This is a genomic window from Lentimicrobiaceae bacterium, assembly GCA_023227965.1.
GTDB lineage: Bacteria > Bacteroidota > Bacteroidia > Bacteroidales > JALOCA01 > JALOCA01.
The window spans coordinates 29,834-55,204 of the sequence record JALOCA010000002.1; the positions used below are offsets into that span (position 1 = coordinate 29,834).

General features: G+C 37.5%; 22 protein-coding genes and 1 riboswitch. Of the genes, 11 read left to right on the forward strand and 11 right to left on the reverse strand.

Annotated features, from left to right (window positions below; translation table 11 throughout):
- Positions 1-15: 15 nt before the first annotated feature.
- Positions 16-582 carry a hypothetical protein gene (locus M0R21_00980; protein ID MCK9616390.1) on the reverse strand — a complete coding sequence of 189 codons (567 nt, stop codon included), beginning with the start codon at positions 580-582 and terminating at the stop codon, positions 16-18.
- Positions 583-733: 151 nt separating this feature from the next.
- A riboswitch (cobalamin riboswitch) is annotated at positions 734-921 on the reverse strand.
- 253 nt (positions 922-1,174) lie between these two features.
- Positions 1,175-2,347 carry a class I SAM-dependent rRNA methyltransferase gene (locus M0R21_00985; GenBank protein MCK9616391.1) on the reverse strand — a complete coding sequence of 391 codons (1,173 nt, stop codon included), beginning with the start codon at positions 2,345-2,347 and terminating at the stop codon, positions 1,175-1,177.
- Between the two features lie 214 nt (positions 2,348-2,561).
- On the opposite strand from M0R21_00985, the gene M0R21_00990 reads away from it, so the two are divergent.
- From M0R21_00990 to M0R21_01000, 3 genes are all read left to right on the forward strand, one after another.
- Positions 2,562-3,404, forward strand: a complete 843-nt coding sequence (locus M0R21_00990; GenBank protein MCK9616392.1) for a hypothetical protein — start codon at positions 2,562-2,564, stop codon at positions 3,402-3,404.
- 109 nt (positions 3,405-3,513) lie between these two features.
- Complete coding sequence (locus tag M0R21_00995; GenBank protein ID MCK9616393.1) at positions 3,514-4,605, forward strand: AI-2E family transporter; 1,092 nt, start codon at positions 3,514-3,516, stop codon at positions 4,603-4,605.
- A 16-nt stretch (positions 4,606-4,621) separates the two neighbouring features.
- Positions 4,622-5,635: an SPASM domain-containing protein gene (locus M0R21_01000; GenBank protein MCK9616394.1), complete on the forward strand. Its 1,014-nt coding sequence runs from the start codon at positions 4,622-4,624 to the stop codon at positions 5,633-5,635.
- 78 nt (positions 5,636-5,713) lie between these two features.
- On the opposite strand, the gene M0R21_01005 is transcribed toward M0R21_01000, so the two are convergent.
- Positions 5,714-7,141, reverse strand: coding sequence for a TolC family protein (locus tag M0R21_01005; protein MCK9616395.1), 1,428 nt, complete (start codon positions 7,139-7,141; stop codon positions 5,714-5,716).
- A 249-nt stretch (positions 7,142-7,390) separates the two neighbouring features.
- On the opposite strand from M0R21_01005, the gene M0R21_01010 reads away from it, so the two are divergent.
- Positions 7,391-9,727 carry a T9SS type A sorting domain-containing protein gene (locus M0R21_01010; protein MCK9616396.1) on the forward strand — a complete coding sequence of 779 codons (2,337 nt, stop codon included), beginning with the start codon at positions 7,391-7,393 and terminating at the stop codon, positions 9,725-9,727.
- On the opposite strand, the gene M0R21_01015 is transcribed toward M0R21_01010, so the two are convergent.
- Complete coding sequence (locus M0R21_01015) at positions 9,721-10,416, reverse strand: response regulator transcription factor (GenBank protein MCK9616397.1); 696 nt, start codon at positions 10,414-10,416, stop codon at positions 9,721-9,723. The genes M0R21_01010 and M0R21_01015 overlap by 7 nt on opposite strands.
- Before the next feature lie 11 nt (positions 10,417-10,427).
- Complete coding sequence (locus M0R21_01020) at positions 10,428-12,074, reverse strand: HAMP domain-containing histidine kinase (protein ID MCK9616398.1); 1,647 nt, start codon at positions 12,072-12,074, stop codon at positions 10,428-10,430.
- A gap of 277 nt (positions 12,075-12,351) precedes the next feature.
- Here M0R21_01020 and M0R21_01025 point away from each other — a divergent pair, with 277 nt between their 5' ends.
- Positions 12,352-13,701, forward strand: a complete 1,350-nt coding sequence (locus M0R21_01025) for a glucose-6-phosphate isomerase (GenBank protein ID MCK9616399.1) — start codon at positions 12,352-12,354, stop codon at positions 13,699-13,701.
- 13 nt (positions 13,702-13,714) lie between these two features.
- Complete coding sequence (gene elbB / locus M0R21_01030) at positions 13,715-14,368, forward strand: isoprenoid biosynthesis glyoxalase ElbB (protein ID MCK9616400.1); 654 nt, start codon at positions 13,715-13,717, stop codon at positions 14,366-14,368.
- Between the two features lie 83 nt (positions 14,369-14,451).
- Here the strand turns inward: elbB and M0R21_01035 are convergent, their stop codons facing one another.
- The 4 genes from M0R21_01035 to M0R21_01050 form a co-directional block, all read right to left on the reverse strand.
- Positions 14,452-14,793 carry a hypothetical protein gene (locus M0R21_01035; GenBank protein MCK9616401.1) on the reverse strand — a complete coding sequence of 114 codons (342 nt, stop codon included), beginning with the start codon at positions 14,791-14,793 and terminating at the stop codon, positions 14,452-14,454.
- A gap of 340 nt (positions 14,794-15,133) precedes the next feature.
- Positions 15,134-15,805: a 16S rRNA (cytidine(1402)-2'-O)-methyltransferase gene (gene rsmI / locus M0R21_01040; protein MCK9616402.1), complete on the reverse strand. Its 672-nt coding sequence runs from the start codon at positions 15,803-15,805 to the stop codon at positions 15,134-15,136.
- Positions 15,806-15,811: 6 nt separating this feature from the next.
- Positions 15,812-17,104, reverse strand: coding sequence for a M28 family peptidase (locus M0R21_01045; GenBank protein MCK9616403.1), 1,293 nt, complete (start codon positions 17,102-17,104; stop codon positions 15,812-15,814).
- 10 nt (positions 17,105-17,114) lie between these two features.
- A complete protein-coding gene (locus M0R21_01050) occupies positions 17,115-17,903 on the reverse strand; it encodes a hypothetical protein (protein MCK9616404.1) in 789 nt (262 codons plus the stop codon).
- A gap of 101 nt (positions 17,904-18,004) precedes the next feature.
- On the opposite strand from M0R21_01050, the gene M0R21_01055 reads away from it, so the two are divergent.
- From M0R21_01055 to M0R21_01070, 4 genes are all read left to right on the forward strand, one after another.
- Positions 18,005-18,580: a thymidine kinase gene (locus M0R21_01055; GenBank protein MCK9616405.1), complete on the forward strand. Its 576-nt coding sequence runs from the start codon at positions 18,005-18,007 to the stop codon at positions 18,578-18,580.
- Between the two features lie 53 nt (positions 18,581-18,633).
- On the forward strand, positions 18,634-19,380 hold the full coding sequence (locus M0R21_01060; protein MCK9616406.1) for a LytTR family DNA-binding domain-containing protein: 747 nt from the start codon (positions 18,634-18,636) through the stop codon (positions 19,378-19,380).
- Positions 19,381-19,580: 200 nt separating this feature from the next.
- Positions 19,581-19,859: a hypothetical protein gene (locus M0R21_01065; protein ID MCK9616407.1), complete on the forward strand. Its 279-nt coding sequence runs from the start codon at positions 19,581-19,583 to the stop codon at positions 19,857-19,859.
- 161 nt (positions 19,860-20,020) lie between these two features.
- Entirely contained in the window at positions 20,021-21,097 is a 1,077-nt protein-coding gene (locus M0R21_01070; GenBank protein ID MCK9616408.1) for a phosphatidylserine/phosphatidylglycerophosphate/cardiolipin synthase family protein, read from the forward strand.
- An 89-nt stretch (positions 21,098-21,186) separates the two neighbouring features.
- On the opposite strand, the gene M0R21_01075 is transcribed toward M0R21_01070, so the two are convergent.
- On the reverse strand, positions 21,187-21,609 hold the full coding sequence (locus tag M0R21_01075) for an Hsp20/alpha crystallin family protein (GenBank protein MCK9616409.1): 423 nt from the start codon (positions 21,607-21,609) through the stop codon (positions 21,187-21,189).
- 703 nt (positions 21,610-22,312) lie between these two features.
- Positions 22,313-23,518 (reverse strand): aminopeptidase, encoded by a 1,206-nt coding sequence (locus tag M0R21_01080; GenBank protein ID MCK9616410.1) that lies wholly within the window; start codon positions 23,516-23,518, stop codon positions 22,313-22,315.
- A gap of 104 nt (positions 23,519-23,622) precedes the next feature.
- Here M0R21_01080 and aspS point away from each other — a divergent pair, with 104 nt between their 5' ends.
- Positions 23,623-25,368, forward strand: a complete 1,746-nt coding sequence (aspS, locus tag M0R21_01085) for an aspartate--tRNA ligase (protein ID MCK9616411.1) — start codon at positions 23,623-23,625, stop codon at positions 25,366-25,368.
- The last annotated feature ends 3 nt before the right edge of the window (positions 25,369-25,371 follow it).

Here is a 25,371-nt window from a genome sequence, read left to right on the forward strand (position 1 = left end):
ATTGATTAATGATTTTTATGAAACAATATGCTTGCTTTGCAATGCAGGAATCCGGCTTTGCAAAAATTCAAACAAACCAAATAACAACCCAATATAAACCAGATCGCCAATAAGAGTATGGGAAAAGAATGGAAGTCCGGCTACGTAACAAGCCATTAGTCCTGCCTGGGTATGTGGATACATGACGGTGGAGAACCATACACCAAAGTTGGAAACAATAAAGAACAGTAAGGATGCCGAGAGGCTTGCCACAAGCATGCTTTGTACTTTCACTTTCCGGATAAGAAAACCCGACAGCAAAACGATGAGTGCAAAAGTCCCGTAAGTGAAATAAAACCCGTCGTAAAACAACACAAACTGGTGGTAATACGAGTAGTTTAGCAAGATATCACTCAGCCATAGCGAAACAAGCGGAACAAGATAAGCCATATACCTTTTGGAATAATAAATTCCGCCAAACAAGGCAATGGCTGCAACAGGCGAGAAATTGGGTGGATGGGGCAGCAGGCGGCAAAGTGCCGTAATTACAATAATAAACGCAATGACTCTATTACGAAGATGTACATTTTTCTTGTTGATCATACCTGATATAATTTTAGTTTGTAAATACTTTCAATCACATCATCGTTGACAGGTATAACAAAACCCCTCAACAAAACGGTAACCAAAACGGGAAAAGAAAAATAAAGAATGATTATAGTATATTCTTTATTCTTCGCCTTTCACCCGAAAGCTACGAATTATTACATGCGGCAGGTCTTCTGGCTTGTTCTGTTTTAACCGGCGCCTTCCCATCCCATAAACGGGGCAGTGGCAAGAGGAGTGATTAAAATCTGATAGAACTTACAGCTACGGGGATAGCTCCTGTTTTCCACAGGATTCCCTTTTAATCGGCTAAGAACCGTATGCAAGGCAAAAATACATTTTTTATTTACTTCGTTGCGGCAATAAAAAAATAAAAATATTAACCAAGGGTTGTGAATATCGTTTCTCTTTCCAGAAAATAAAAAGGGATGGACAATGCCACCCCTTCTTATATCAACGATAAAATCCTATAACTTTTTAACAGCTTCTTATTTATCTGACTTGTCAGTGTAAAAAAAATCAACAACTTCCTACACCCTGAATTTTCATCTTTAAATTTACCAAATCAAAAAGTTGCATTCGTAATTATCTACTCAACCCAAAGCACCAGCCCTTTCAGGTATTCGCCTTCCGGGTGAAATGCATTTACAGGGTGGTCGGGCGACTGGGTAAGGTGGTGCATAATGCGCACATTACGCCCGGCTTCAATGGCAGCCGACACCACTGTGGAAGTAAACAAATTCCTGTCAATAGCCTGTGAGCAGGAGAAAGTAAACAGCAAACCACCTGGTTTAATATGCTTTATAACCTGATAATTGATATATTTATAACCTTTTATCGCTTGTTTGCGCTGGCTTAAATGTTTGGCAAAGGCGGGTGGGTCTAAAATAATAAGATCGTATTTTGCTGGCAGGTTTTCGAGATATTTTTTAGCATCTGACACTATTGATTGATGCCTGTCACCGGTAAAACTATTAATGGCAACATTTTCTTCCGTAAGTTCTATGGCTTTTCGCGAGCTGTCGAGCGACACCACCCTTTCAGCCCCCGCCTGCAACGCATACACCGAAAAGCCTCCCGTATAGCAAAACATATTCAGCACATTCCTTCCTGCAGCATAGGTTGCAAGCAATTGCCGGTTGCAGCACTGATCGAGGAAAAAGCCCGTTTTTTGCCCCTGCTCCCAATCAATATGAAAGCGGTGATTGTTCTCCTTAATAATAGTACTGCTTTTTTCTCCTTTCAGGTATTCGTTTTGCGTAGCTATTCCCGGCAGGGTTTCGCAACTTTTGTCGTACACGGCATCAACTTTTTCGCCCAGCACTTCGGTTATGGCGTCGGCTAACTGATGTCGCAGTGCATACACCCCAGCAGTATGCGCCTGAATAACAACAGTAGAAGCATACACATCGGCAATCAGCCCGGGTATTCCGTCGCCTTCGGTAAAAAAAAGCCGGTATGCATTGGTAGCATCCAAACCACTTGCACCTATACTTTGCCGGTAAACGAACGCTTTCCTGATTTTTTCTTTCCAGAAAGCATAGTCGGCATCGGTACGTTCGAAAGAAAAGATTTTAACGGCTATTGAATTATGCTGATAAAAACCGGTAGCCAGGTATTCCCCTGTTGCCGAAAACACTTCTACAATATCCCCCTCCTGTACCTTTCCTTTTATCTTATCAATGGCTCCCGAAAATACCCAGGGATGAAAACGACGCAAAGGCTCTTCTTTACCTTTTTTCAGTAGTATTTGTGTAAACATGTTTATTGTTTTCCTGCAAAAATACGGTGTTTACAGGGTATAAGTGAAGTAAAATTATGTATATTTGCAGGTAGATTGAACATCGTTCAAATCTTTCCAATTGATTATATGTATTTTAAAAAAAAAGAAATATTTTTTTTATGATGTATATTTTTGGTAAAACTTAGTATTTTTGCATTTCTAAAGTATCATTAACCCTATAAAACAAACAACTATGAAAAAGTTTTTATTCATTTTATTGGTAATTCCAATTGCTTTTGGCTGTAATCAAAAGAAAATTAAAGATTTAGAACTAAAAAATGACAGTCTTACAAGCCAGGCACAATTGAAAGATACCACTATCATGTCGTATCTCAAATCGTTCAATGATATCCAAAGTAATCTCGATTCTATCAAGGGACGCGAAATGGTTATCAACGAAAGCACTTCCGGTAATGTGGAAATGAAACCCAACACACAGGAAAAAATTCTGAACGATATTCAGATTATCAATGATCTGATGCAACAGAACAAACAAAAATTAGGTGCTTTACAGGCAAAACTGAAAAAATCGAACGTTAAAGTGGTAGAACTGGAAAGAATGGTAGAAAATCTTACCAAACAAATTGCCGACAAAGATGCCGAAATTATTACCCTGAAAGAACAACTCGCCAAGTTAAACCTTGACAATGAGAAATTGAATGCCAGCGTTAGGGAACTAAATGCGAGAACCGATGCGCAGACAAAAACCATCAATGAACAAACTTCAAAAATTAACGAACAAACTACTGCGCTCAACACTGCTTTTTGGTGCATAGGTACCAGAAAAGAACTGAAAAAGAACAATGTAATTGCCCGTGGTGGAAAATTGCTTCCCAACTTTAACAAAAATTTCTTTACCAAAATTGACGTTACCCAGGTAACATCTATCAATATTGGCGGAAAGAAAATCAAAATGCTCACCACCCATCCTTCTTCATCCTACAAAATGATAGGTGATAAAAAAATCGAGAGCATAACCATTACCAACCCGCATGAATTTTGGAGCACCTCCAAATTCCTTGTGATTGAAGAATAAATTTGCTTTTTAGATAGTAAAAACCCGTTTCCGGAAAAGAAACGGGTTTTTTTTATACGTTTGTGAGAAAATTGCATTCTGCAAAAAGAATGTCCAATAAAAGAAAAACATGATAAAAATCCATAAAATAGCCCTCGCAGCCGGAATAGTACTCCTGGCATTTTTAGCATGGTATTTCAGCACCATTGTTTCCTATATTTGTATAGCTGCTATCGTTTCGTTTATCGGGCAACCGATGGTAACCCGGCTCAATTCTATCCATATCAGGAAACGGAAATTACCTCCCGTCGTCAGCACCCTAATCACCTTATTCCTGTTGCTACTGGTGATTACCTTATTCATTCTGTTATTTGTCCCCCTCATAGCGCATGAAGCGAAAGTTCTTTCAGCCATTGATTACAACAAAATGCTTGAAGATATTCAGGTTCCTCTTGCCCGCCTCGAAATGATGCTGAATGATTATGGCATACTTGCACATGGAGAAACCTTGCAATCGGCATTAAAAACTCAGTTACGCTCTATCATTGATGTTGCCACCTTTTCCGATTTTTTCGGACAAATCATCAGTTTTACAGGTTCTTTTTTTGTGGGATTATTTTCAGTGCTGTTTATCAGTTTTTTCTTTTTGAAAGATGAACATTTGTTTTACAAAGGAATAATGCTGCTTGTCCCTTTGAAATACAAAGAACAAACCTCACGTGTGCTCGACGAAACCAAGCACCTGCTAAGCCGGTATTTTACAGGTTTAATTATCGAATTGATAAGCGTAATCGCATTACTGAGCATAGGACTGAGCATTCTGGGAGTTAAAAACGCACTGATTATGGCGTTTTTTGGAGGAATAATGAATATCATTCCCTATGTGGGTCCGGTTATCGGCACTTCGGTAGGGGTAATTCTGGGTGTTGCAGGTAGCCTTGATTCAGGATTAACTACGGATTTGCTGTGGCTTACCCTGTTTATCATTGCCGTTTTTGGCATTACCAATAGCATTGACGGAATGCTTCTTCAGCCTTTTATTTTTTCAAATAGCGTAAAAGCCCATCCCCTCGAAATCTTTCTGGTAATTTTAGTTGCCGGCAGCGTTTCGGGTATAGTAGGTATGATTATAGCTATTCCCGTTTATACGGTTATCCGCATCGTGGCGAGGGAATTTTTTAGCCGGTTCCGCATTGTAAAACAACTTACCGATAAAATGTAAAAGGGGGCAAAAGCCCATGAAAAAGTGGATTATACGGCTAAATAATTGTTACTCATTGCTTAATTTGATGACTTTCAGGCGTTTGCTCAACCTGAGTAAACTTGTTTTGAGTTATTTTATGAGCGTGATACTGAAAAAGCCTGTTTACTGGGGTATGCCTTTTTCGATAGCAATTGAGCCTGTAGCTTTTTGCAATCTGCAATGTAAAGAATGTCCTACAGGGAAACAAAACCTGCAACGGGAAACCGGTACCATGGAATTCGACGTTTTTAAAAAAATCATTGATGACCTTCCCCCTGAAGTGTTTTACCTTACTCTTTATTTCCAGGGAGAGCCTTATCTTAATAAGCATTTTTTCGAAATGGCGGCTTACGCCTGTTCCCGGAGGCTGTATGTTTCTTCTTCTACAAACGGACATTTCCTCGATATTAACAGTGCCCGCAACACCATTAATTCGGGTGTTCACCGGCTCATAGTGTCGCTCGACGGTACCGATGTCGAAAGCTACTCATCTTATCGTACCGGTGGCGACTTTAATAAGGTTACGGAAGGAATACTTACCCTGTCGGAACAGAAAAAACAATTGAAAAGCCTGCACCCTTATCTTATCGCACAGTGCATTGTGTTACGAACCAATGAGCACCTGCTTGGAAAATTTCAATCATTGAGTAAAAAACTTGGTGCCGACGCCGTAAGCATAAAAACCGCCCAGTTTTACGATCTCACCGACAGTAACCCGTTGATACCTTCACTTGAGAATTATTCGCGCTATAGCCGGGATAGTCAGGGTATGTACCATATCAAAAATCCGCTGCATAATCATTGTTTCCGCATGTGGAGTGGTGCTGTAATTACCTGGGATGGCCAATTATTGCCCTGTTGTTACGACAAAGATGCTTCGTACACGTATGGAAATCTTAACCGTGAACCCTTCCGCCGGTTATGGAAAAACGAAAAGGCTTCCGCTTTCCGAAAAGCAGTTTTTTCACACAGGAAAGCGATAGATATTTGCCGGAATTGTACCGAATAGTTTCCGAAACCTTTTAAAAACAAAGAGATTCGCTACCACAAGGATAGCGAATCTCTTTTGTATGAAAGGGCTTTTAGGTTATTTTTTTAGTGTCATGGGTTTGCCTAAGTAAAAGTCGAGAACTTTAGTTTTGAAAACGTAATCGTATTTCGATTGCAGCAACTCGGAATGAGATTTATTCAGTTCTTTTTTGGTATTGTTATAATCAACAGTATTAAGCAAGCCAACGGTAAATTTTTGTTCTGAATATTTAAAGGCTTCTTCCGAAGCAGCCACTTTTTTCCCGGATGCCTGGTATCTGTTGAGCGATGCCTTGGCATCAGCATAGGCTTGCTGGATAGTTTTCCTCAGGTTATTTTCGGCAAGTTGAAGGTCGAGTTCGGCACTTTTAATTCCAATTTTTGATTTATTGATATTGGTGCGAACCTGCCAGGTATTAAAAATAGGGATATTCAATGAAAGTCCTATGGATTTATTGTCGTTGTCTTTAATTTGATTGGAGAACGAACGGGTTTTGTATTCGTAATCATAAACCGGTTGCAAAATTTCTTCCCCACTTTTTGTTTTTAATACAGAAATTTCATATTTACCAGTTCCCAGTTGACTGGCATCTTTGCTGGCACCAGAGTAGCCTGTAGCCCAGCTTCCTCCCAAAGAAAGTGTAGGGTATTGATAACCACGTACACGTGCAAGCCCCAGTTCAGAACTTTTTACTTTTAATTTGGCACTTTTTATTTCTGGCTGGTTGTTAAGGGCAAAATCATAAATTTTATCAGGATTTTCAAGCAAATAAGATTGTTCTCCAAGTGAAATTTCAGGCTTTTCGATGCTGAAGCCGTTAACTGAAGGCAAATCCATCATTTGGGCCAAACTAAGATACGCCAGGTCGAGCTGGTTTTGTGTTTCCACAACCGACAATTCTTCAGTGGCAGCCTGGGCTTCAATTGTAAGGAGATCGCCATTGGCAAGAGTTCCGGCTTCTACCATTTTTTGCATACGGGCTACCTGCATCTGTGTAATTTCGAGCTGGTTTTTGTTTACATCAAGCATTTCGGTATAATACAACACCTGCAGGTACATCGTAGCGATACTGAGTGCAATATCATTGGCATATTTTTCTTTATCCAGTCGGTTGTAGTCGAGTTTTACCATGTTCTGGCGGATAGTATTTATTTTTTCAAATCCGTTAAAAAGGGTAATGGAACTTTGCAGGTAAAAGTTGTTGGATTGCACCCGTTCGGTAGCAAACTGATTGGTGTAACGGTCAATGGTTTGTCCATAATTATAGGAATGAGTGGCACCTCCGTTAAGGTCGGGAAGAAGCCCCATTTTGCTTTGCAAAAGATCGGCATCGGCATTGTCAATAGCCAGTTGTTGCTGTTTGATCTGCAGATTCTTTTCCATGGCATACTGAATACAATCCTCAAGAGACCAAAGTTTTTGGGCATTGGCAGCCCAACTTGTGATCAACACCAGTAAAAAAATAATGATGGGTTTTTTAATCATATAGATATATTTTTTTTAATTAGCCATTTAATGTTAAAATATCATGCCAGTTTTAATAATTATCTAATTTTCATTTACTTATAATCTATCCATTTTTTTTGAATGTTCATGCCCGCTCAAAGCAAGTACATTTCCGGACAGGAAAAACCGGAGTATTGGATTTCTTTGCAACGACAAGGTAAATTTCAGAAATTTATTGTCATCTTTGTAGAACAAACGCATAAATTTACACAATAATATTTTTCTGGTATGAAAACAGTAAATTTTTCTGGTTTTTTTATATTTTTAGTTGCATTTTTTGGAATTCCATCATTGGTTTTTGCAGATAAAAATCCGGGCGACAGCCTCGACGTTATTCATTATGACATTCATTTACAAAATATTGATATAACTAGCCAAACCATTGAAGGATTCACTACCCTTACTCTTACCCCCAAAACGGCTACCCTTGCTGAGTTACACATTGAACTCTTAGCATTGACGACCGATTCGGTTAAGGTAAATGGTATTTCAGCAGATTTCGAGCAAGCGAACAATATCTTGCTGAAAGTTATTCCACAGCAGCCTCTTATGATGGGCGATACTGCCGAAGTTTGTATTTACTACCATGGTCACCCGTTTACCGATGCTTCCGGTTGGGGAGGATTCCATTTTTCAGGAAATTATGCATTCAACCTCGGAGTGGGTTTCGATTCCAACCCTCACAATTTAGGCAAAGCCTGGTTTCCCTGCATTGACGATTTTACTGACCGTGCCCTTTACGACATGTATATTACTGTTGCCGACGATATTACAGCAATTTGTGGAGGCACTCTCATCAGCGAAACCTCTAACGGAAACGGAACAAAAATATTCCATTGGAAAATGGCAAACGATATTCCCACTTACCTGGCTTCTGTGGCTGTGGGCAGTTACGTAGCTGTTCGCGATACTTTCGACGGCATGAACCAGCGGGTTCCCATCGCCATTTATGTGCGTCCGGCTGATTCGGTTAAAGCCGTAGGTTCGTTTGTACATCTGAAAGAGATATTGGCAATTTACGAAAACCGTTTCGGCCCTTATTCCTGGGAAAGAGTTGGATATGTTGGCGCTTCATTAGGCGCAATGGAACATGCCACCAATATCACGTATCCAAATTCAAGTATAAACGGGAATACTACTGACGAATGGCTTTATGCACATGAATTATCACACATGTGGTTTGGCGATAAAGTTACCTGTGCCAGCGCCGAGGATATGTGGCTTAACGAAGGTTGGGCTGTATTTTGTGAATCGGTATTTAAAGAAGGATTGTATGGCAAACAAGCGTACAAGGACAATATCCGCAGCAAACTCAAGGAAGTTTTGCAATTTACACATCATACAGATCTTGAATACAGGGCGATATACGGAATACCTCCTGAATTTACCTATGGAAGTACCGTTTACGATAAAGGAGGGCAGGTAGCCCATACCCTGAGAGGCTATCTTGGCGACAGTTTGTTTTTTGACGGAATAAAAGGCTTTCTTACCGAATTTGTTTATAACCATGCATCTTCCTGGGATTTGCGTGATTATCTCACTGCACGTACAGGTATTAACTTAGATGCCTTTTTTGAAACATGGATTTTTACCCCGGGATTTCCCCATTTCTCGGTAGATTCGTTTACTGTAGTACCTACTGATAATCAATACAATGTTACTGTTTATACGAAGCAAAAAGCCAGAGGAACAAACCATTATTCCGCAGCTAACCGTGTGGAAATTACTTTTCTTAACGACCAATGGAACTTCACAAGTGATACCATGATTTTTTCCGGTTTAACCGGACAAAAAACTTTCCAGTTGCCTTTCGCACCCGAAGCCGTACTTATGGATGCTAACGACAAACTGAGCGACGCAGTTACTGCCTATTCCGATACTATAAAAGGAACAGGTTTAAGGGAATATCCCGATTGTTTTTTCAAACTCGATGTTCAGAATGTTTCGAATTCTGCTTTTCTCCGTATCGAACACAACTGGGTAGCTCCTGATTCGCTTAAAACTCCGCAGTATGGACTTACGCTTTCCGATTACCGCTATTGGAAAGTAGATGGGATTTTCCCGGCAGAATTTTCAGCCAATGGCTGGTTTAACTATAACAAAGGCTCTTATCTTGATAATACCCTGATTACTGACCCCGACGATTCTTTAGTAATCCTTTATCGTCCTTCACCGGCTTCCGACTGGCAGGCAATTGCTTTCACACGTATCGGTCCATGGGGCATAGGAAATGTCATCGTGAATAATCTGCAAAAAGGGGAATATACACTTGCCGTTTGGGACGAAACAGTTGCAGGAGCAGGCGAAAAGAAAAACAAAGCAGGAGGTTTTTTATTGTATCCCAATCCCTCAGGAAGTGATGTTATTATTGAATATAGCATTGAAAAAAAGGGGGTGATGGAAGTATATTCTTTAGCAGGAAAAAAAATGGATGCCTTCAGGCTTTCCCCCGGAAAACATCAGTATTGCTATAAACACAGCCAACTTACTTCCGGCACATACCTGCTGAAAATGCGGCTCGATGCGGGTGAAGATTACATAGTTAAAAAGTTGGTAATTCACTGATTTACTATCAGCCTGAATCCAATCCCGTGGACATTGATTAATTCTACATTGGGGTCGTTTTTCAGATATTTTCTCAGTTTGGCGATGTAAACGTCCATACTTCTCGCATTAAAATAACTGTCGTCGAACCAGATTTTTATCAATGCATAGGAACGTTCAACCACCTCTTGCATGTTTTCGCATAAAAGCATCAGCAAATCCGATTCTTTTGACGTGAGTTTCTGCTCAAACCCTGGAAATGTAAGTAATTGGCGGTTGTAATCAAAAATGTAATTTCCAATTTGGAAAACTGTATTATCGTTGCTTCTGAGAGATCCTGTTCGCCGGATAATGGCTTGTATTCGCATTAACAGTTCATCCATGTTAAAAGGCTTGGTGAGATAATCGTCGGCGCCTACTTCAAAGCCTTTCAGTTTGTCCTCAGGCATTGTTTTTGCCGTAAGAAAAAGGATCGGAATCTTTTTATCGAGGCTTCTTATATCTTTAGCAAGTGTAAAGCCATCTTTTACAGGCATCATAACGTCAATAATGCAAAAATCGAAATTGTGTTCTTTAAATGCAACTAAAGCCTTCATTCCATTATCACACAATGTAGTAGAATATCCTTTTGCTTCAAGAAACGTTTTGAGAATACTCCCGAGGTTGGGGTCGTCTTCTGCTAATAAAATGTTTACTTTTCTCTTTTCCATTACATTTATTATTAATTTTCACGGTTATTATCTAATGGTAAAAATATTTTAAATATTGAGCCCTTTTTCAATTCACTCTCAACGGTAACGCTGCCATCATGTTTGTTTACAATAGCTTTTACGTAACTAAGACCTAATCCAAATCCTTTTACATCGTGTACATTTCCTGTGTGGACCCGGTATAAATTGTCAAAAATTTTCTTCTGATTTGATTTACTGATACCAATACCGTTATCTTCTACGGTAATCATTATTCCTTCACTTACATTACCGGTCGAAATCATTATTTGTGGAGTTACAGGGGTATATTTATTTGCATTATCGAGTAAATTATTGATAACATTAGTTATGTGTTCTTTATCTGCAAACAGGCAAAAATTAGTTGCATTCAGTTCCATCTGAATTTTGCCTCCTTTTTTATCAACCTGAAGCGAAAAGTTTTTTACAACCTCTGCAATAATACTATGAATATCAATTATTTCTTTTTTAAGCTTTAATTGCCCTTTTTCTATTACCGCTGTTTGGAGTATTTTTTCTGCCATACTACCTAAGCGTTTGTTTTCCTGACTGATAATATTTATATAGTTTTCCTGTATGTTTTCCATTTTACGGACGTCATTATCGTTAAGCGCCTGGCATGCTAAAGAAATTGTCGAAATAGGTGTTTTAAACTCGTGCGTCATGTTATTGATAAAATCACTTTTCATTTCTCCGAGTTTCTTTTGCCGGATGATGGTAGTGATGGTATAAGAAAAAAGCAGGATTATTACAATGATAAGTATGATGGAAATAAGAAGCATACCTGATAATTGTGTAAAAAGGTAGCGTTTTTCGTGCGGGAAATACAGCAACAGGTATTCCGGTGAAAAAGACAAATCGCTGGGAAAAAGCTGAAATCCAAAGCCCCTGCTGAATAGTTTTTTTGAATACTGTCCTGTTTTTTCATACACTATACGGTTTTGTATGGCACTGTAGATTCCGAATTCGTAACTGGTTTCTATACCATTTTTTTTTAGTTCGTATGATAATAATGAATCAATAAGTACAATATTTATTTTACGAGTACCGGGCTTAACCTTATTAAAATTCATCAAATCATCAAAGACCTCGTCTATCAACGAAAATTTAATTTTCATCAATTCCTTAAGTCTGTGCCGGCTCATTTTACCGGTAATGTTTTTTGTGTTCCCGTTTAATTTACCCGACCGGGTTTTTTCAGCATAAATAGGTTTGGCTTCCGCCTTAGCTGCTCCGTTTTCAGTAATAATAGTCGTATCGAAATGTTCTACCGTTTTGTTTTCCGATTTCTGTGTGTATTCAATTTCGACTCTTTCAGAAGAGTAGCTAAAAATACTATCGGGCGCAGACAGCCGTTGACGTTTTTTAAATTCATTAAAATACAATGTATTAATTGAATCAATGGCTTTAAAAAGATCGGTTCCTCTTTGGTTCAGGCTCATCCGGTTATGAATTTGACCGGAAAGTTCAATTTTTTCAAGATTATAAATTACCCTCGAAACCGATTCCGTTACACTTCTTTCAAAATTAGCTTGTTTTACGGCAATAGCATTTTTTATCCAGTACATCTGAATTCCCACTAATGCTACCAACACAAGGCTGATAAGTACCGAAATAAATACTATTATTCTTTTATTCATTGCAGCAAAGTTACAGCTTGAGAATCAAATTATTCAGCAATTAACAAAATTTAACGATTTTTATATCTGATTAACAAGGAGTTTTATTTTAAAAATCGTACTTTTGTTGCACGCAACATCATCAAGTATCCGGCAAATTTAAGGAGAAGTAAAAGATAATATTGGTTAACCGAAATTTTATATGTTGTTTGTTTTGAAAAATGCGACATTTGTAAGTCGCATTTTTTTATTTTACCCTTTTGATTATATTTGTACTCGTAAAGTCAATATATAAAGTATGATAGATGTAAAAATTGATATTTCGAATGCTTTAGGTTTTGTTTCCATGGAAACAATCCGTTCTCTGCAACCTGCTATCAGCCAAAGCCATTTATCTCTGATAGAAAAGACTGGCAAGGGAAACAATTTTACAGGATGGGTACAACTTCCTCAAAATACCAGCCCGGACTTTCTTTCCACTATTGAGCAGGAAGCACTAAAAATAAAAAAAATTGCTGAAGTGGTAGTAGTTATCGGCATCGGGGGATCGTATCTTGGCGCAAAAGCTGTAATTGATGCTCTTTCACATCATTTCAGCAGTCTTAAATCTACCTGGGAAAGTCCCCTAATTTTATATGCAGGACAAAATTTGAGTGAAGACTATATTTCCGACCTTATCGAAATATTAAATACTAAAGAATATGCAATTATAGTTATTTCAAAATCAGGAACTACTACCGAACCGGCTGTAGCTTTCCGGATTTTAAAAGACCATATAAAGAAAAAGTATGGTAAAAATGCGCTCAAGAACCGCGTCGTCGTCATTACAGATAAAGAAAAAGGTGCGCTCAAAAAACTTGCTGACGACGAAGGATATACCACTTTTATCATTCCTGATGACGTGGGAGGACGTTATTCGGTATTCACCCCGGTAGGATTATTTCCGATAGCCGTTGCAGGATTCAACATCCGCAAACTAATAGCCGGAGCCCAACTTATGCAACAATACCTAACCTCGCAATCGGGGATGGTAGTTAACCCGGCTGCTTTGTATGCAGCAACACGAAATGCTTTATATCGTAAAAGTTTTACAACAGAAATATTTGTAAGCTACGAACCCCGCCTTTTATACCTTGCCGAATGGTGGAAGCAATTATTTGGTGAAAGTGAAGGGAAGGAATTAAAGGGAATTTTTCCGGCAACCGTAAGCAATACTACCGACCTGCATTCAATGGGGCAATATATTCAACAAGGGCAAAGGAATATTTTTGAAACTGTAATAAGTGTAAAAAATCCTGACAAAACAATCATAGTTCCCTTTGAAAAAGAAAATTCTGACGGCATTAATTTTCTTGCCGGTAAAAGAGTGTATACCATAAACCATAAAGCTGAATTGGGTACACTTCTTGCCCATATTGACGGAGGAGTACCCAATCTGGTGGTTGAAATTCCATCCATAAACGAATATACACTGGGACAACTACTGTACTTTTTCGAATATGCCTGCGCTCTGAGTGGTTATCTGCTACAGGTTAATCCTTTCGACCAACCTGGTGTAGAAGATTATAAAAAAAATATGTTTGCTCTATTGGATAAGCCTGGTTTTGAAGAAGAATCCCAAAAAATAAAAAAGCGTTTATTACTCTAATACCCAACAACTCATGAAAAAATTTGCAGTAGTTCTTGCCGGGTGTGGCACTCTGGATGGCGCCGAAATTCATGAAGCCACTTTACTTTTGTTAGCCATTAAAAAAGCTGGTGCTTCTTACGAAATATTTGCACCCGATATACCTCAATATTATGTAATAAACCACATTACAGGCGAAGAGATGCCTGAAAAACGTAATATTATGGTAGAAGCAGCCCGGATAGCCCGTGGAAAAATTAAAGAAATAGATACTTTTTGCCCCGACCAGTTTGACGTCCTTGCTTTTCCGGGAGGAACCGGTTTTACAAAAAACATGTGCAACTTTGCATTCAAAGGAGCAGAATGTGAAGTACATCCGAAAATTTCCCGTGCTATTTTAAAAATGGCAGAAACAAAAAAACCCATTGCTGCTATGTGTATTGCCCCGGTAGCCCTTGCCAGGGTTTTAAACAATGTACAAATTACCTTAGGTGCCGAACCTTCCAAGGCAGTGGATGCAATTAAAAAAATGGGCGCCAGGCATATTCCTTCAACGCATGGAGAAGTTGTTTATGATGAAAAATATAACGTGTTTACCACCCCTTCTTATATGCTTGATGCAAGTATAACCGACGTGGCAGAAGGTGCAGACAAACTGGTAGCAGCCATACTTTCACATTTAGGATAAAAAAACCCGTACGTTAAACGTACGGGTTACCCATCAAATTATGAGAAAATTAGTGTAAAAACATTTCGTCTCTCACAATATCATTATTCATCAAAATCTGCTTTAGAAGGAACCTCAGGCGCAGATATATTGATGTTACCTGTAGTATCAATATCGGCTGTTGTAGGTATCTCAGGTGCAAGATATTGAAATTCTGCATTTTCAATTGGTGCTTCAGAAGGTATTTCAGGCTTTGCTTGCAAAAGAAAGGCAAATGGCTCCAACATAGTAACAATTTCATCAAAACGTGCTTCTATAGGAGTTGCAGGTGTAAGTCGCAGATAAGAAGGAGGAATACTGTTTTCTGTCTTATTTACTACTGCTGCATTGGCAATCTGAAGGCTTATCATTGCTGCTGCTATCATGGTAAAAAAATTTATTTTCATGGTTTTTTGGTTTTTATGTGGTTGTTTCTATAATCGTGCCAGAAATTTTATTTGTTTGATTTTTAATTCTGTATATTCTTTATAATGTATTAACTATTTTATTTTTGTTCGTTTAGATAAGCAAGTGTTCGTTTTTGTGCACTCTTTGTCTTTTCTGGCTTGTATGTATCAGACGTTGTTTAAAAACATTTGTTACATACTAATACAAATATTTATATAACAATCACTATATCTTTAATTTATAATGATTGCCCTGTCTTTGCACAAACAAAAAAAGAGAAATTGTTTAATACAAAACAATGAATAATTAACCAGAATGCAGGAGTAAGTATTTTGTTCGCTACAGCTTACCTTCAACAACAATTACGATTTCACCTTTTACAGGTTTTTCTTTATAAAGATTGATTAATTCTGCCAGGGTAGTTCTTTGGGTTTCTTCATATATTTTGGTAAGCTCGCGACTTAAACTGGCTTTTCTTTCGGGTCCGAAAAAATCGGCAAATTGTTCCAGGGTTTTAAGAATACGGTGGGGAGATTCATAAAAAACAAGAGTATAGGGAACTTCCGCCAGCCATTTTAATCGGGTTTGCCGTCCCTTTTTGTGGGGAAGAAAACCTTCAAAAATGAATTTCTCGCAAGGCAATCCCGAATTGATAAGTGCGGGAACAAAGGCAGTAGCTCCGGGAAGGCACTCTACTGCAATACCTTCACGCAAACATTCGCGAACAAGCAAAAATCCCGGATCCGAAATTCCCGGCGTGCCCGCATCACTTACCAGAGCTATCGTATTTTCAACGTGAAACTTCGCAACAATGTCTTTTACAACTTTATGTTCATTAAACAGGTGAAACGAAAACATGCGGGTGGTAATTCCATAATGGGCAAGAAGTCTGGAAGTGTTCCGGGTATCTTCCGCAAAAATCAAGTCCACCTCTTTCAAAATTCGTAATGCCCTGAGAGTAATATCTTCCAGGTTGCCTATAGGAGTGGGAACCACAAATAATTTTACCATTGTTTTTTACAATGAGGTTATATATGTTGTGAGCAGGCGAAAAAGATCGGCATATTCTGTTAAGGGAAGTTTATCGGGAACATCATATAAATTATGGTATTCGGTAAACTCTTTTCCCTGGGTGTATATAAATATGGAAGGAATATTGTTTTTATGAAAATAATAATGATCACTCCCCTGTGATTCTCCTCTCTGAAACACCGCATTCAGATAGTTTTTTTCTTTGTTCAGGGCATTTAATTTCTCCCATACCAGGCTATAAACCTTTCCGTTTGCTACTCCTATTCCTTCGCTACCCGTTCCTACCATGTCGAGGTTAACCACCAGTTTAATGTTTTTTAATGGGAAAATAGGGTTTTCGCAATAGAATTTTGAACCCAGTAAACCGGCTTCTTCTCCGCTAAAAGCCATAAAAGCCAGTGAATAAGCTGGGCGATTCCATGGTTGAGAAAAATAACGAGCCAAATCAATTACCATGGCGGTTCCGCTTGCATTGTCGTTTGCACCGGGAAAATATACTTTTTGCCCCATCTGACCAAGATGATCATAATGTGCACAAAATACAATAAAGGTATCCGGCTGAACAGTACCCGGTAAATATGCGAGCACGTTTTGGCTTATATAATTTTCAACATAATGGTTTTCAATTTGCAGAGAAATAGTTTGGGCTTTTGCAGGAAATTTTGATTTTTCAATTTCTATCTCCGGATGGGTGCCTACTTTCTTTGAACCCGATGCGCTCCAGCTTACTTTTTCATCTTTAAGAATAACTACCCCTTTTACCGAATTGACAATAATTTTTCGTAATGAATCAGCCAGGGCTTTTTGCTTTTTATCCTTAATACCTGCAAAATCGTTACGCGAATACGCCACAAAAACATCCTTTTTATCTTGTTTGCTAAATTTGAACAATTTATTGGGATTTGTAATGGTCTTTTTATCCAGTAATACCAATGGGAAACTACCTTTGGTGGAAGGAGAAAAGCCAGCAACCATGTAATCATATCCGGGTACAAGTTTTTTTCCGTCTATTGTTACACTGATTTCTCCATCAAAATTATTAATTGGAAAACTAAAATGCTGGTAATAATTTTCTGTAAGAGGAGGTAAACCAAGTGAATCAAATTGCAATCTGATAAACGATGCTGCGAGTTTATCTCCATTATTGGTGTATCCCCGCCCAAACATTTCGGGTGATGCCAGTTTGTTAATAATTTTTCTTACCAATTCACAATCTTGTGAATATAATAATTTATTTATTAATAAAATAATTAATATAAATAAAATAAGTTTCTTCACTTCAATATTTTTATTTTATAAAACGACGCGATACAAAAGAATTTAACTTTGCAAGAGAAGGTAAGTTTTCGTTCCAGGTCTTATCAAACTGTAATTGATTCAAATAATCAGCGGCTTGTTCAAATGTTGCAAAATTATTCAGTTTGTTGATGGCTTCGTCATATTCTTTCATATTGCCTTCGAATAGTTCGTTCATAATGATAAATTTATCATTAATACCTATGGCATTTTTTAGATTGACAATTTTTTTCTGCTCCATTTGCTCAACAAATCTCATATCTTTTTGCTGATTTTTAATCAAATTATCATATAACGAAACCGGGGTATCCGAAGTAGAAATGTTGCGCTGCAATGGTGATGTATCAAAAAGTTCTGGTGCCACAGGTTCTATTTTGTCTTTTGTTGCCGGAATCTCTAAATCGGGAAAAAGCGAAACGGTGTTGGTTCTTTCTTCTTCGTTGTTTGCAACGGGAGTGGTTTCTGTTTTTTCCATTATATTTTCCTTGAAAGCATTTTCGGTGAACTTTTTTTCAACTAAAGTAGGTTGCTGCGCATTTTCTTCTGGTTGATGCTCCTGAAAATACATCGGGGCTTCATTAGGTTTTGCGACATCAAGAATCTCATTTTCACTAACTTTAACTAATAACGTGATATCCTGGTAAAAATCTCTTATTTTTTCCAATAAAATATCTAACTCAATTTCCGGAATTTTATTTTCAAACCCGTTCACTACTCTTAGCTGATTTTCAATAGAATGGAATTTTAAATTGGCTTTATCTCTGATAATCTTTTTTTGCATGACATCTGGTTTTATAGGATTAAACAAAATGCTTGTATAAATTTGCTTTCGAAATTCTTTTCAAAAATAACGCTAAAATTAAACTTTATACATTTTTATTCATGTTTTTAGAAAGAAATGCTGACAAACAGCAACGCAACGGATGGATAGAACTGATTTGCGGTTGTATGTTTTCGGGCAAAACAGAAGAACTTATCAGAAGGTTGAAACGTGCAAAAATTGCCCGGCAAAAGGTAGAGATATTTAAACCGGAAATAGACATAAGATACGATGTCGTCAATGTCGTGTCACACGACGAAAATTATATTGTTTCCACTCCTGTGCAAAGTGCTTCCGAGATATTATTGTATAGCAACTCGGTAGATGTTGTTGGTATTGATGAAGCCCAGTTTTTTGACTCTGATCTCTCAGCAGTATGCAATCAACTTGCTGACAATGGACTCAGGGTGATTGTAGCCGGACTCGACATGGATTTTATGGGTAAACCTTTTGGACCTATACCTGCATTAATGGCTACTGCAGAATATGTTACAAAAGTACATGCCATTTGTATCCGTTGCGGAAATCTTGCCCACTATTCGCACCGCATCATTGAGAACAATAAATTGGTACTTCTGGGTGAAAAAGACAGCTATGAACCCCTTTGCCGAAGTTGTTTCACAAAAGCGATACGATAAAAATTTTATAATGATTTATTTTTGTATTTTTAACGATCAATTCAACTTGGAAAATGATAAAACTGGTAATCATTGATGATGAAGTAAGATCGAGAGATTCAATACACCAAATGCTTGATAATTACTGCAATGATGTTTTTGTGGCAGGAGAAGCCGGAAGTGTAAAAGACGGAATCAGACTTATCGAAGAGAAAAGCCCCGATGTGGTTTTATTAGATATCAGGCTGCCTGATGGGTCAGGTTTTGATCTGCTACGCCAAATAGGGAAAATTGATTTTGGAATCATTTTTATTACAGCATACGAAGAATATGCTATTAAAGCTTTTAAATTTAATGCTATTGATTATATTTTAAAACCGATAGACCCGAGCGATCTGGTGAATTGTATTGAAAAGTCCAAAAAGGTTGTTGAACGGGAAAACATTCAAGATAAACTGCAAATACTACTCGATAGTCTGGATATGCCTTCAAAAGAAGAAAAAGTCATTGTTTTAAGAACTAATGACAGTGTGTATCCAGTGAATATCAATGATATAATACGTTGTGAATCGGAACGGAACTATACTTATTTCTATTTCACAAACGGAGAAAAACTCCTTGTTTCAAAATCTATGCGCGAATATGCAGACGAACTTGTAAAACATAATTTTTTTCGTATTCACCAATCGCATGTAGTAAACTTGCGGTTTATTAAAAGATATAACAAAGAAGATGCAACCTGTATCTTAAAAGATAATTCGTTGGTTCCCGTTTCGTGGCGAAAACGTGACGAATTACTCGAATTATTCAAAAAATTATAATTTTTTTTTGCGAATATACAATAAACTCTAACGAATAATGCTCAAATCCGAGCGTTTGAAAAATAGTTGCCTTTTCCTTTTTTTAATGTTATAATATTGCAAATTGGATATTAGTGCATAGTGAAGGTATTTTTCGCAAGGATAATCTTTTGCTTTGCTCCCATCCTTTGCAATTAATTTCATAAAAAAATAACCCGGCAATGGAATCCGCATTCAAATTTGAAAGATTCAAGGGTGGAACTTTTTTTCATTCCGAGGTTATTGAAATAAATAATATGTTCATTACTTACCAAAAACATGGTGTCTTTTTAAAGCCCTGTACCATTGCAATACCCCTAAACTATATTACCGATGTAGAACTTGAAAAAAACGTTTACCGGACAAGCATTATTATTAAAAGCTATTCCGATAATAAAATAATGGCACGTGGTTTTTCAAAAAAACAAGCGTTAAGAATAAAAAAACTTTTAAATAATTAATTCCCTCCTTTTCAATTTAAGTAATCATCCACAGCCTGAGTCCCGAGTCATTTGCAAAAAGCAATCCGTATCCCTCCTCCCTTTCGGGACTCTTTTTTCTTATCTATCGTTTTTTATTGTTTTTTTTCCCAATTTTGCATTAGTGATTTTGATAATAAGCTATGGCTGGTTTTGATAATATACGTTTTCAACTTTTTGACGACCCCTTGAAGTTTTATAACTCCTTACTTGCCGATATTCAAAATGCAAAACAATATATTTATATTGAAACTTATCGTTGGGGAAACGACCAGATTGGCATCAAATTCAGAGATGCAGTAACTGCCAAAGCAAAAGAAGGGGTTGAAGTAAAATTACTTCTCGATTCCTGGGCGACCCAAGTTACTATTCCTTTTTTTTCCCATCTTGTTCAATATGGAGGAGAAGTACGTTTTTATAAAAAAATTAAATTTTATTTCGACTTTTTTACAAAAAATCACCGACGCAATCACCGCAAATTATATCTTATTGACAATAAAATATCCTATATTGGTTCCCCCAATTTAACTGGATATTCCATCAACTGGAGGGAATTAATCATAAAACTGGAAGATAATATTACGTTTAAATTAAAAAAATCATTTTTAGATAGCTATAAAATATATAATAAATACATATTTAATAAATTTTCATTTAAGAAAACTATCCATCATAAAAATTTTGAAATCATTCAAGATATTCCTTCTATTTATCGTCAACAAATAAAAAAAAGGTATGAAAAATTGATTTTAGAAGCAAAAAAGGAAGTAATTATAGAAACCCCTTACTTTTTGCCAGGTTACAAATTGCGTAAGGCAATGATTGATGCTTCGGAACGCGGTGTTGAAGTAAAAATTATTGTACCCGAACATTCCGATGTTCGTAGTGTGGACATTTTACGAAGCCGCTATCTTGGGCCATTGCATAAAAGCGGAGTGAAAATAATGTTTTATTATCCTAATAACTTGCACGCTAAATGCTTGCTTACAGACAATCGTACTTTTGTAATCGGAACCCCAAATTTCGATTACAGAAGTTTCCGTTATCAGCATGAAATTGCCTTGCTGGGACAGCACCCAGAAATCATTCAACAGATTCAATTGCATGTTAAAGAAACACTTGGCAATTGTATTGCATTTAATTACGATAAATGGCTTAAACGACCTTTAATTGAAAAGCTTTTCGAACACCTGCTTATTCCATTCCGTCACCTGTTTTAGTAATTACTTTACTAAAAGAAAATTTCATTTATAAAAAAAGCGAGGATAAATCCTCGCTTTTTATTGTTTTCTATGGTTTCTAAGGCAGATTAAGCAATTTTGATTTCTTTTGTCAAGTTTACAGCCTCTTGCTTTTTGGGCATTACAATTTCCATGATGCCATTTTTGTATTCAGCATTAATTTTTTCTGAATCAATGGTACGAGGAAGCGTAAACGAACGGCTGAATGCTCCATACGAAAATTCTCGGCGGGTATAATTGCTTTCTTCTTCTGTTTTTTCATATTCTTTTTCAGAAGAAATGGTCAGGATGTTGTTTTCAAGATTAATTTTAAAATCTTCTTTCTGCATACCCGGAAGCGCCAGTTCAAGTACGAAGCTGTCTTTCTTTTCGATAATATTAGTAGCTGCCATGCAACCACAGTTCACTTTGTGCATTGTACCGAATTCTTTATCAAACAAGTTGTCGAAAATGTCGGTTAAGCTCGGTTGTGTCCATCTGATGAGTGCCATAATTTTGTTCTCCTATTGTTTAAGTTAATTTTTTGGTTTATTTTCTTTATTGTTTTCATGTAGGGGAACTATCAAAAGCTATTCCAAAACCAAAATATTTACTAAATTGAATAAAAATGCGCCATATTGGCACTATTAATGGCCAATATATTAATATATGCGCCATATTGGCACTTTGATTGTATATAATAATAAATTTATTCAAATAGTGAATATATAAACCTGTTATTATATATTTATAATAATCTGTTATTTTTTACATACATAATTATATTTTAATGAATAATTGATATTTATATATGAATTATTAAAATATTACACATTATTTATCTTATTTTTTTAACGAGTTTTCCCAAGATATTATCTCATTAATAGATAATAATAAATTTACAGCTAAAGTCTTAAAAATTAATCCTGATAACCTGAATTCGGGTTAAGGTTGCAAACCATTCTTATAATATTTCAGCATGTTATATTTTGCAGTAGGTAATGAATGTTAATAGAATGTTGACTTTTAATAAAAGATTGTCCATGAGGCATTAATTACAACATAGTTTATAGAAAGTGCTATAATAAAAAGTAAAAGCAAAAAATATTGGGTTTGTGCTTTTGGAATATACAAATTAAATTTTGATTTATGCAATAAGTCAATAAAAAGGCTGTTCTGGAAAGAACAGCCTTGGTGCTTTTTTTAAGATTTTATTTACAGGCGAAGTTTTTTATAAGTTCCTTTCGGAAGAGCATCTTTGTGAACCATAATGGATATGGTTTTGTATTTTACATAAGCTTCGGAAGCATAAAAGTATCCGTCATAGATATTGGATGTATTCCATGAATTTTTCACCAGGTAATATTTTGTACCATTCTGGTCGTGAGCAAATCCTACTATCTGAATTCCGTGATCATCAGTAGTTTGATAGTTATCATAAGCTTCCTGGCGGATTTGAGGGGTGATAATTTTTTCCTTACCCGGTTTTTCGAAAGTATAAAGTTGGTTGGTTTTTTCTTTTTCCGACAACTTATCCCATTTATCTCTTTCGGTTTTGGTCATCGCAGAAGTATCTGTTTCAGGCACTATGGCAACACCATTTTTCCACGAAAAACCTTTTTCGCTAACATCGGCTGCCCAGGCAATGCTGTAGCCGTTGCTTAAAGCATTATCTATTACCAACATCATCTCGTCGAGGGGTAAATTATAAGAGGTTCCGTTAGCCCAGTTGTCAGGAAGTTCGATTGCAAATTTTTCGTAGAATGGATGATGCAAAAACGACGTGATAGAAACATAATCACCAGCATATAAGCCAAGACTTTTGGCAAAATTTTCAGGTGTGTATTCTTTATTGTTATAGGTGAATTTTTCAGGAACTTCTCCCAGGTAAGCATCCAGGATTCCCAGGTAACCTTTAAACCAAACCGGGCTGATTTTATTGTTTTTATTCTTAATCACTCCGTCGAGGTAATCTTTTAATACTTCGTCCATTTCACCATGGATGGGTTTCTTTTCCCCAATGGTAAGTCCGGTATAAGATTGTTCAGGGATTAATCCGTAAGTAGCCAAAGTGTGTAATACGTCGTGGTTTTCGCCACCGCCACCAAAGTTGCATTCGCCGTGGTAACGAACATATTTTACGGCTTTTTCTTCATAAGCCTTACGAACACAATACATTTCCGAGAAATCGTATTCTGGTTTTCCCATACGGAGCAATTCCGATTCGAGGAATGCAAGGGTGGAATAACTCCAGCAGGTTCCGGAACTGTATTGATCCTTGACAGGAGTTGCTTTTACTTGTTTGTCAATGGTAAAAACATAACCGGAGTCCTTTTTTGCTTCGGTTTGTGCCAAAGTAGCCATGCTGAGCAACACTGCCACAGAAAGGGTAAATAAACGAATAAAACGTTGGAATTTCATAATTTATAAAATTTATTAGGGTTATAATCAATGGCAAAAATAATAAGATTATTCTTTATGCCGACATTTTTAGTATTTTCGCAAGCTTAATAAAAATTAGGATTATGCTACGGACACACACTTGCGGCGAGTTGAATATTAATGATATAAATAAAAAAATTATCTTGAGCGGATGGGTGCAAAAATCCAGAGACCTGGGGGGAATGACTTTTATTGATCTGCGCGACAGATATGGTATTACCCAATTAGTGTTCAACATGGAAACCAATGCCACGCTTTGTGAAAAAGCCCGTAAGCTGGGTCGTGAATTTGTTATTTCGGTAAGTGGAGCCGTAGCCGAAAGAAGCAATAAAAACCTGAGAATGCCCACGGGTGAGATAGAAATCATCGTGGATAACATTGAGATTCTAAACGAATCGAAGCTTCCTCTTTTTACCATCGAAGATAATACTGATGGTGGAGAAGAGCTTCGTATGAAATACCGTTACCTCGATTTGCGAAGGAATTTTAATAAAAACAACCTGATACTCCGCCACAAAATGGCAATAGAAACCCGTAATTATTTGAATAATATTGGTTTCTTGGAAATAGAAACGCCATATCTTATTAAATCAACGCCTGAAGGTGCCCGCGATTTTGTGGTGCCAAGTCGGATGAATGCGGGCGAATTTTATGCTTTGCCACAATCACCACAGCAGTATAAACAATTGCTGATGGTTGCCGGGTTCGACCGTTACTTCCAGATTGTACGTTGCTTCCGCGACGAAGACCTGCGTGCCGACCGTCAGCCGGAATTTACCCAAATTGACTGCGAAATGTCTTTCGTTACCCAGGATGACATCCTCGATACTTTTGAAGGACTTACCCGCCAGCTTTTTAAAGCCGTCAGGGACATAGAGATTGGCAAACTTCCACGTATCCCTTTTTCGGAAGCAATAAAACTGTACGGCAGTGACAAACCGGATATCCGTTTCGAAATGCAGTTTGTTGAACTGACAGATATTGTCAAAGGCAAGAATTTTAAAGTGTTTGATGATGCCGAGCTGGTGGTGGGAATTTGTGCCACAGGTTGTGGCGAATACACCCGCAAGCAATTGGATGCGCTTACCGATTTTGTGAAAAAACCACAGGTTGGTGCCGGTGGATTGATTTACGTGAGATATCAAAATGACGGACAGTTGAAATCTTCGGCGGATAAGTTTTATTCTACTGATGACTTAAAAGCCTGGGCTGAACGCTTTAATGCTCAACCCGGTGATTTGATGCTGATTCTGGCAGGTACTACACCCAAAACCCGTAAAGCCCTTTCTGAACTACGCCTCGAAATGGGAGAACAGCTCGGACTGCGTGATAAAAATAAATTCTGCCCGCTTTGGGTTGTTGACTTTCCTTTGCTTGAATGGGACGACGAAACGCAGCGTTACTACGCTATGCACCACCCGTTTACCGCACCTAAACCTGAAGATATTCCTTTCCTTGAAAGCGATCCGGGAAGAGTACGCGCTAATGCTTACGATATCGTAATCAATGGTGTGGAAGTTGGTGGCGGTTCCATCCGTATCCATAACAAAAATTTGCAGAAGAGAATGTTCAGCGTTCTTGGGTTTACGGATGAAGATGCACAAAAACAGTTTGGATTCCTGATGAATGCTTTTGAATACGGCGCACCTCCTCACGGTGGCATTGCCTTTGGCTTCGACCGCATGTGCACACTTTTTGGTGGTGGCGATTCTATCCGCGATTTCATGGCTTTCCCCAAAAATAATGCAGGCAGAGATATTATGTCTGACTCTCCGGCTCCTATTTTTGACGAACAATTAAAAGAGTTACATCTGAAAACCACTGTATAATAT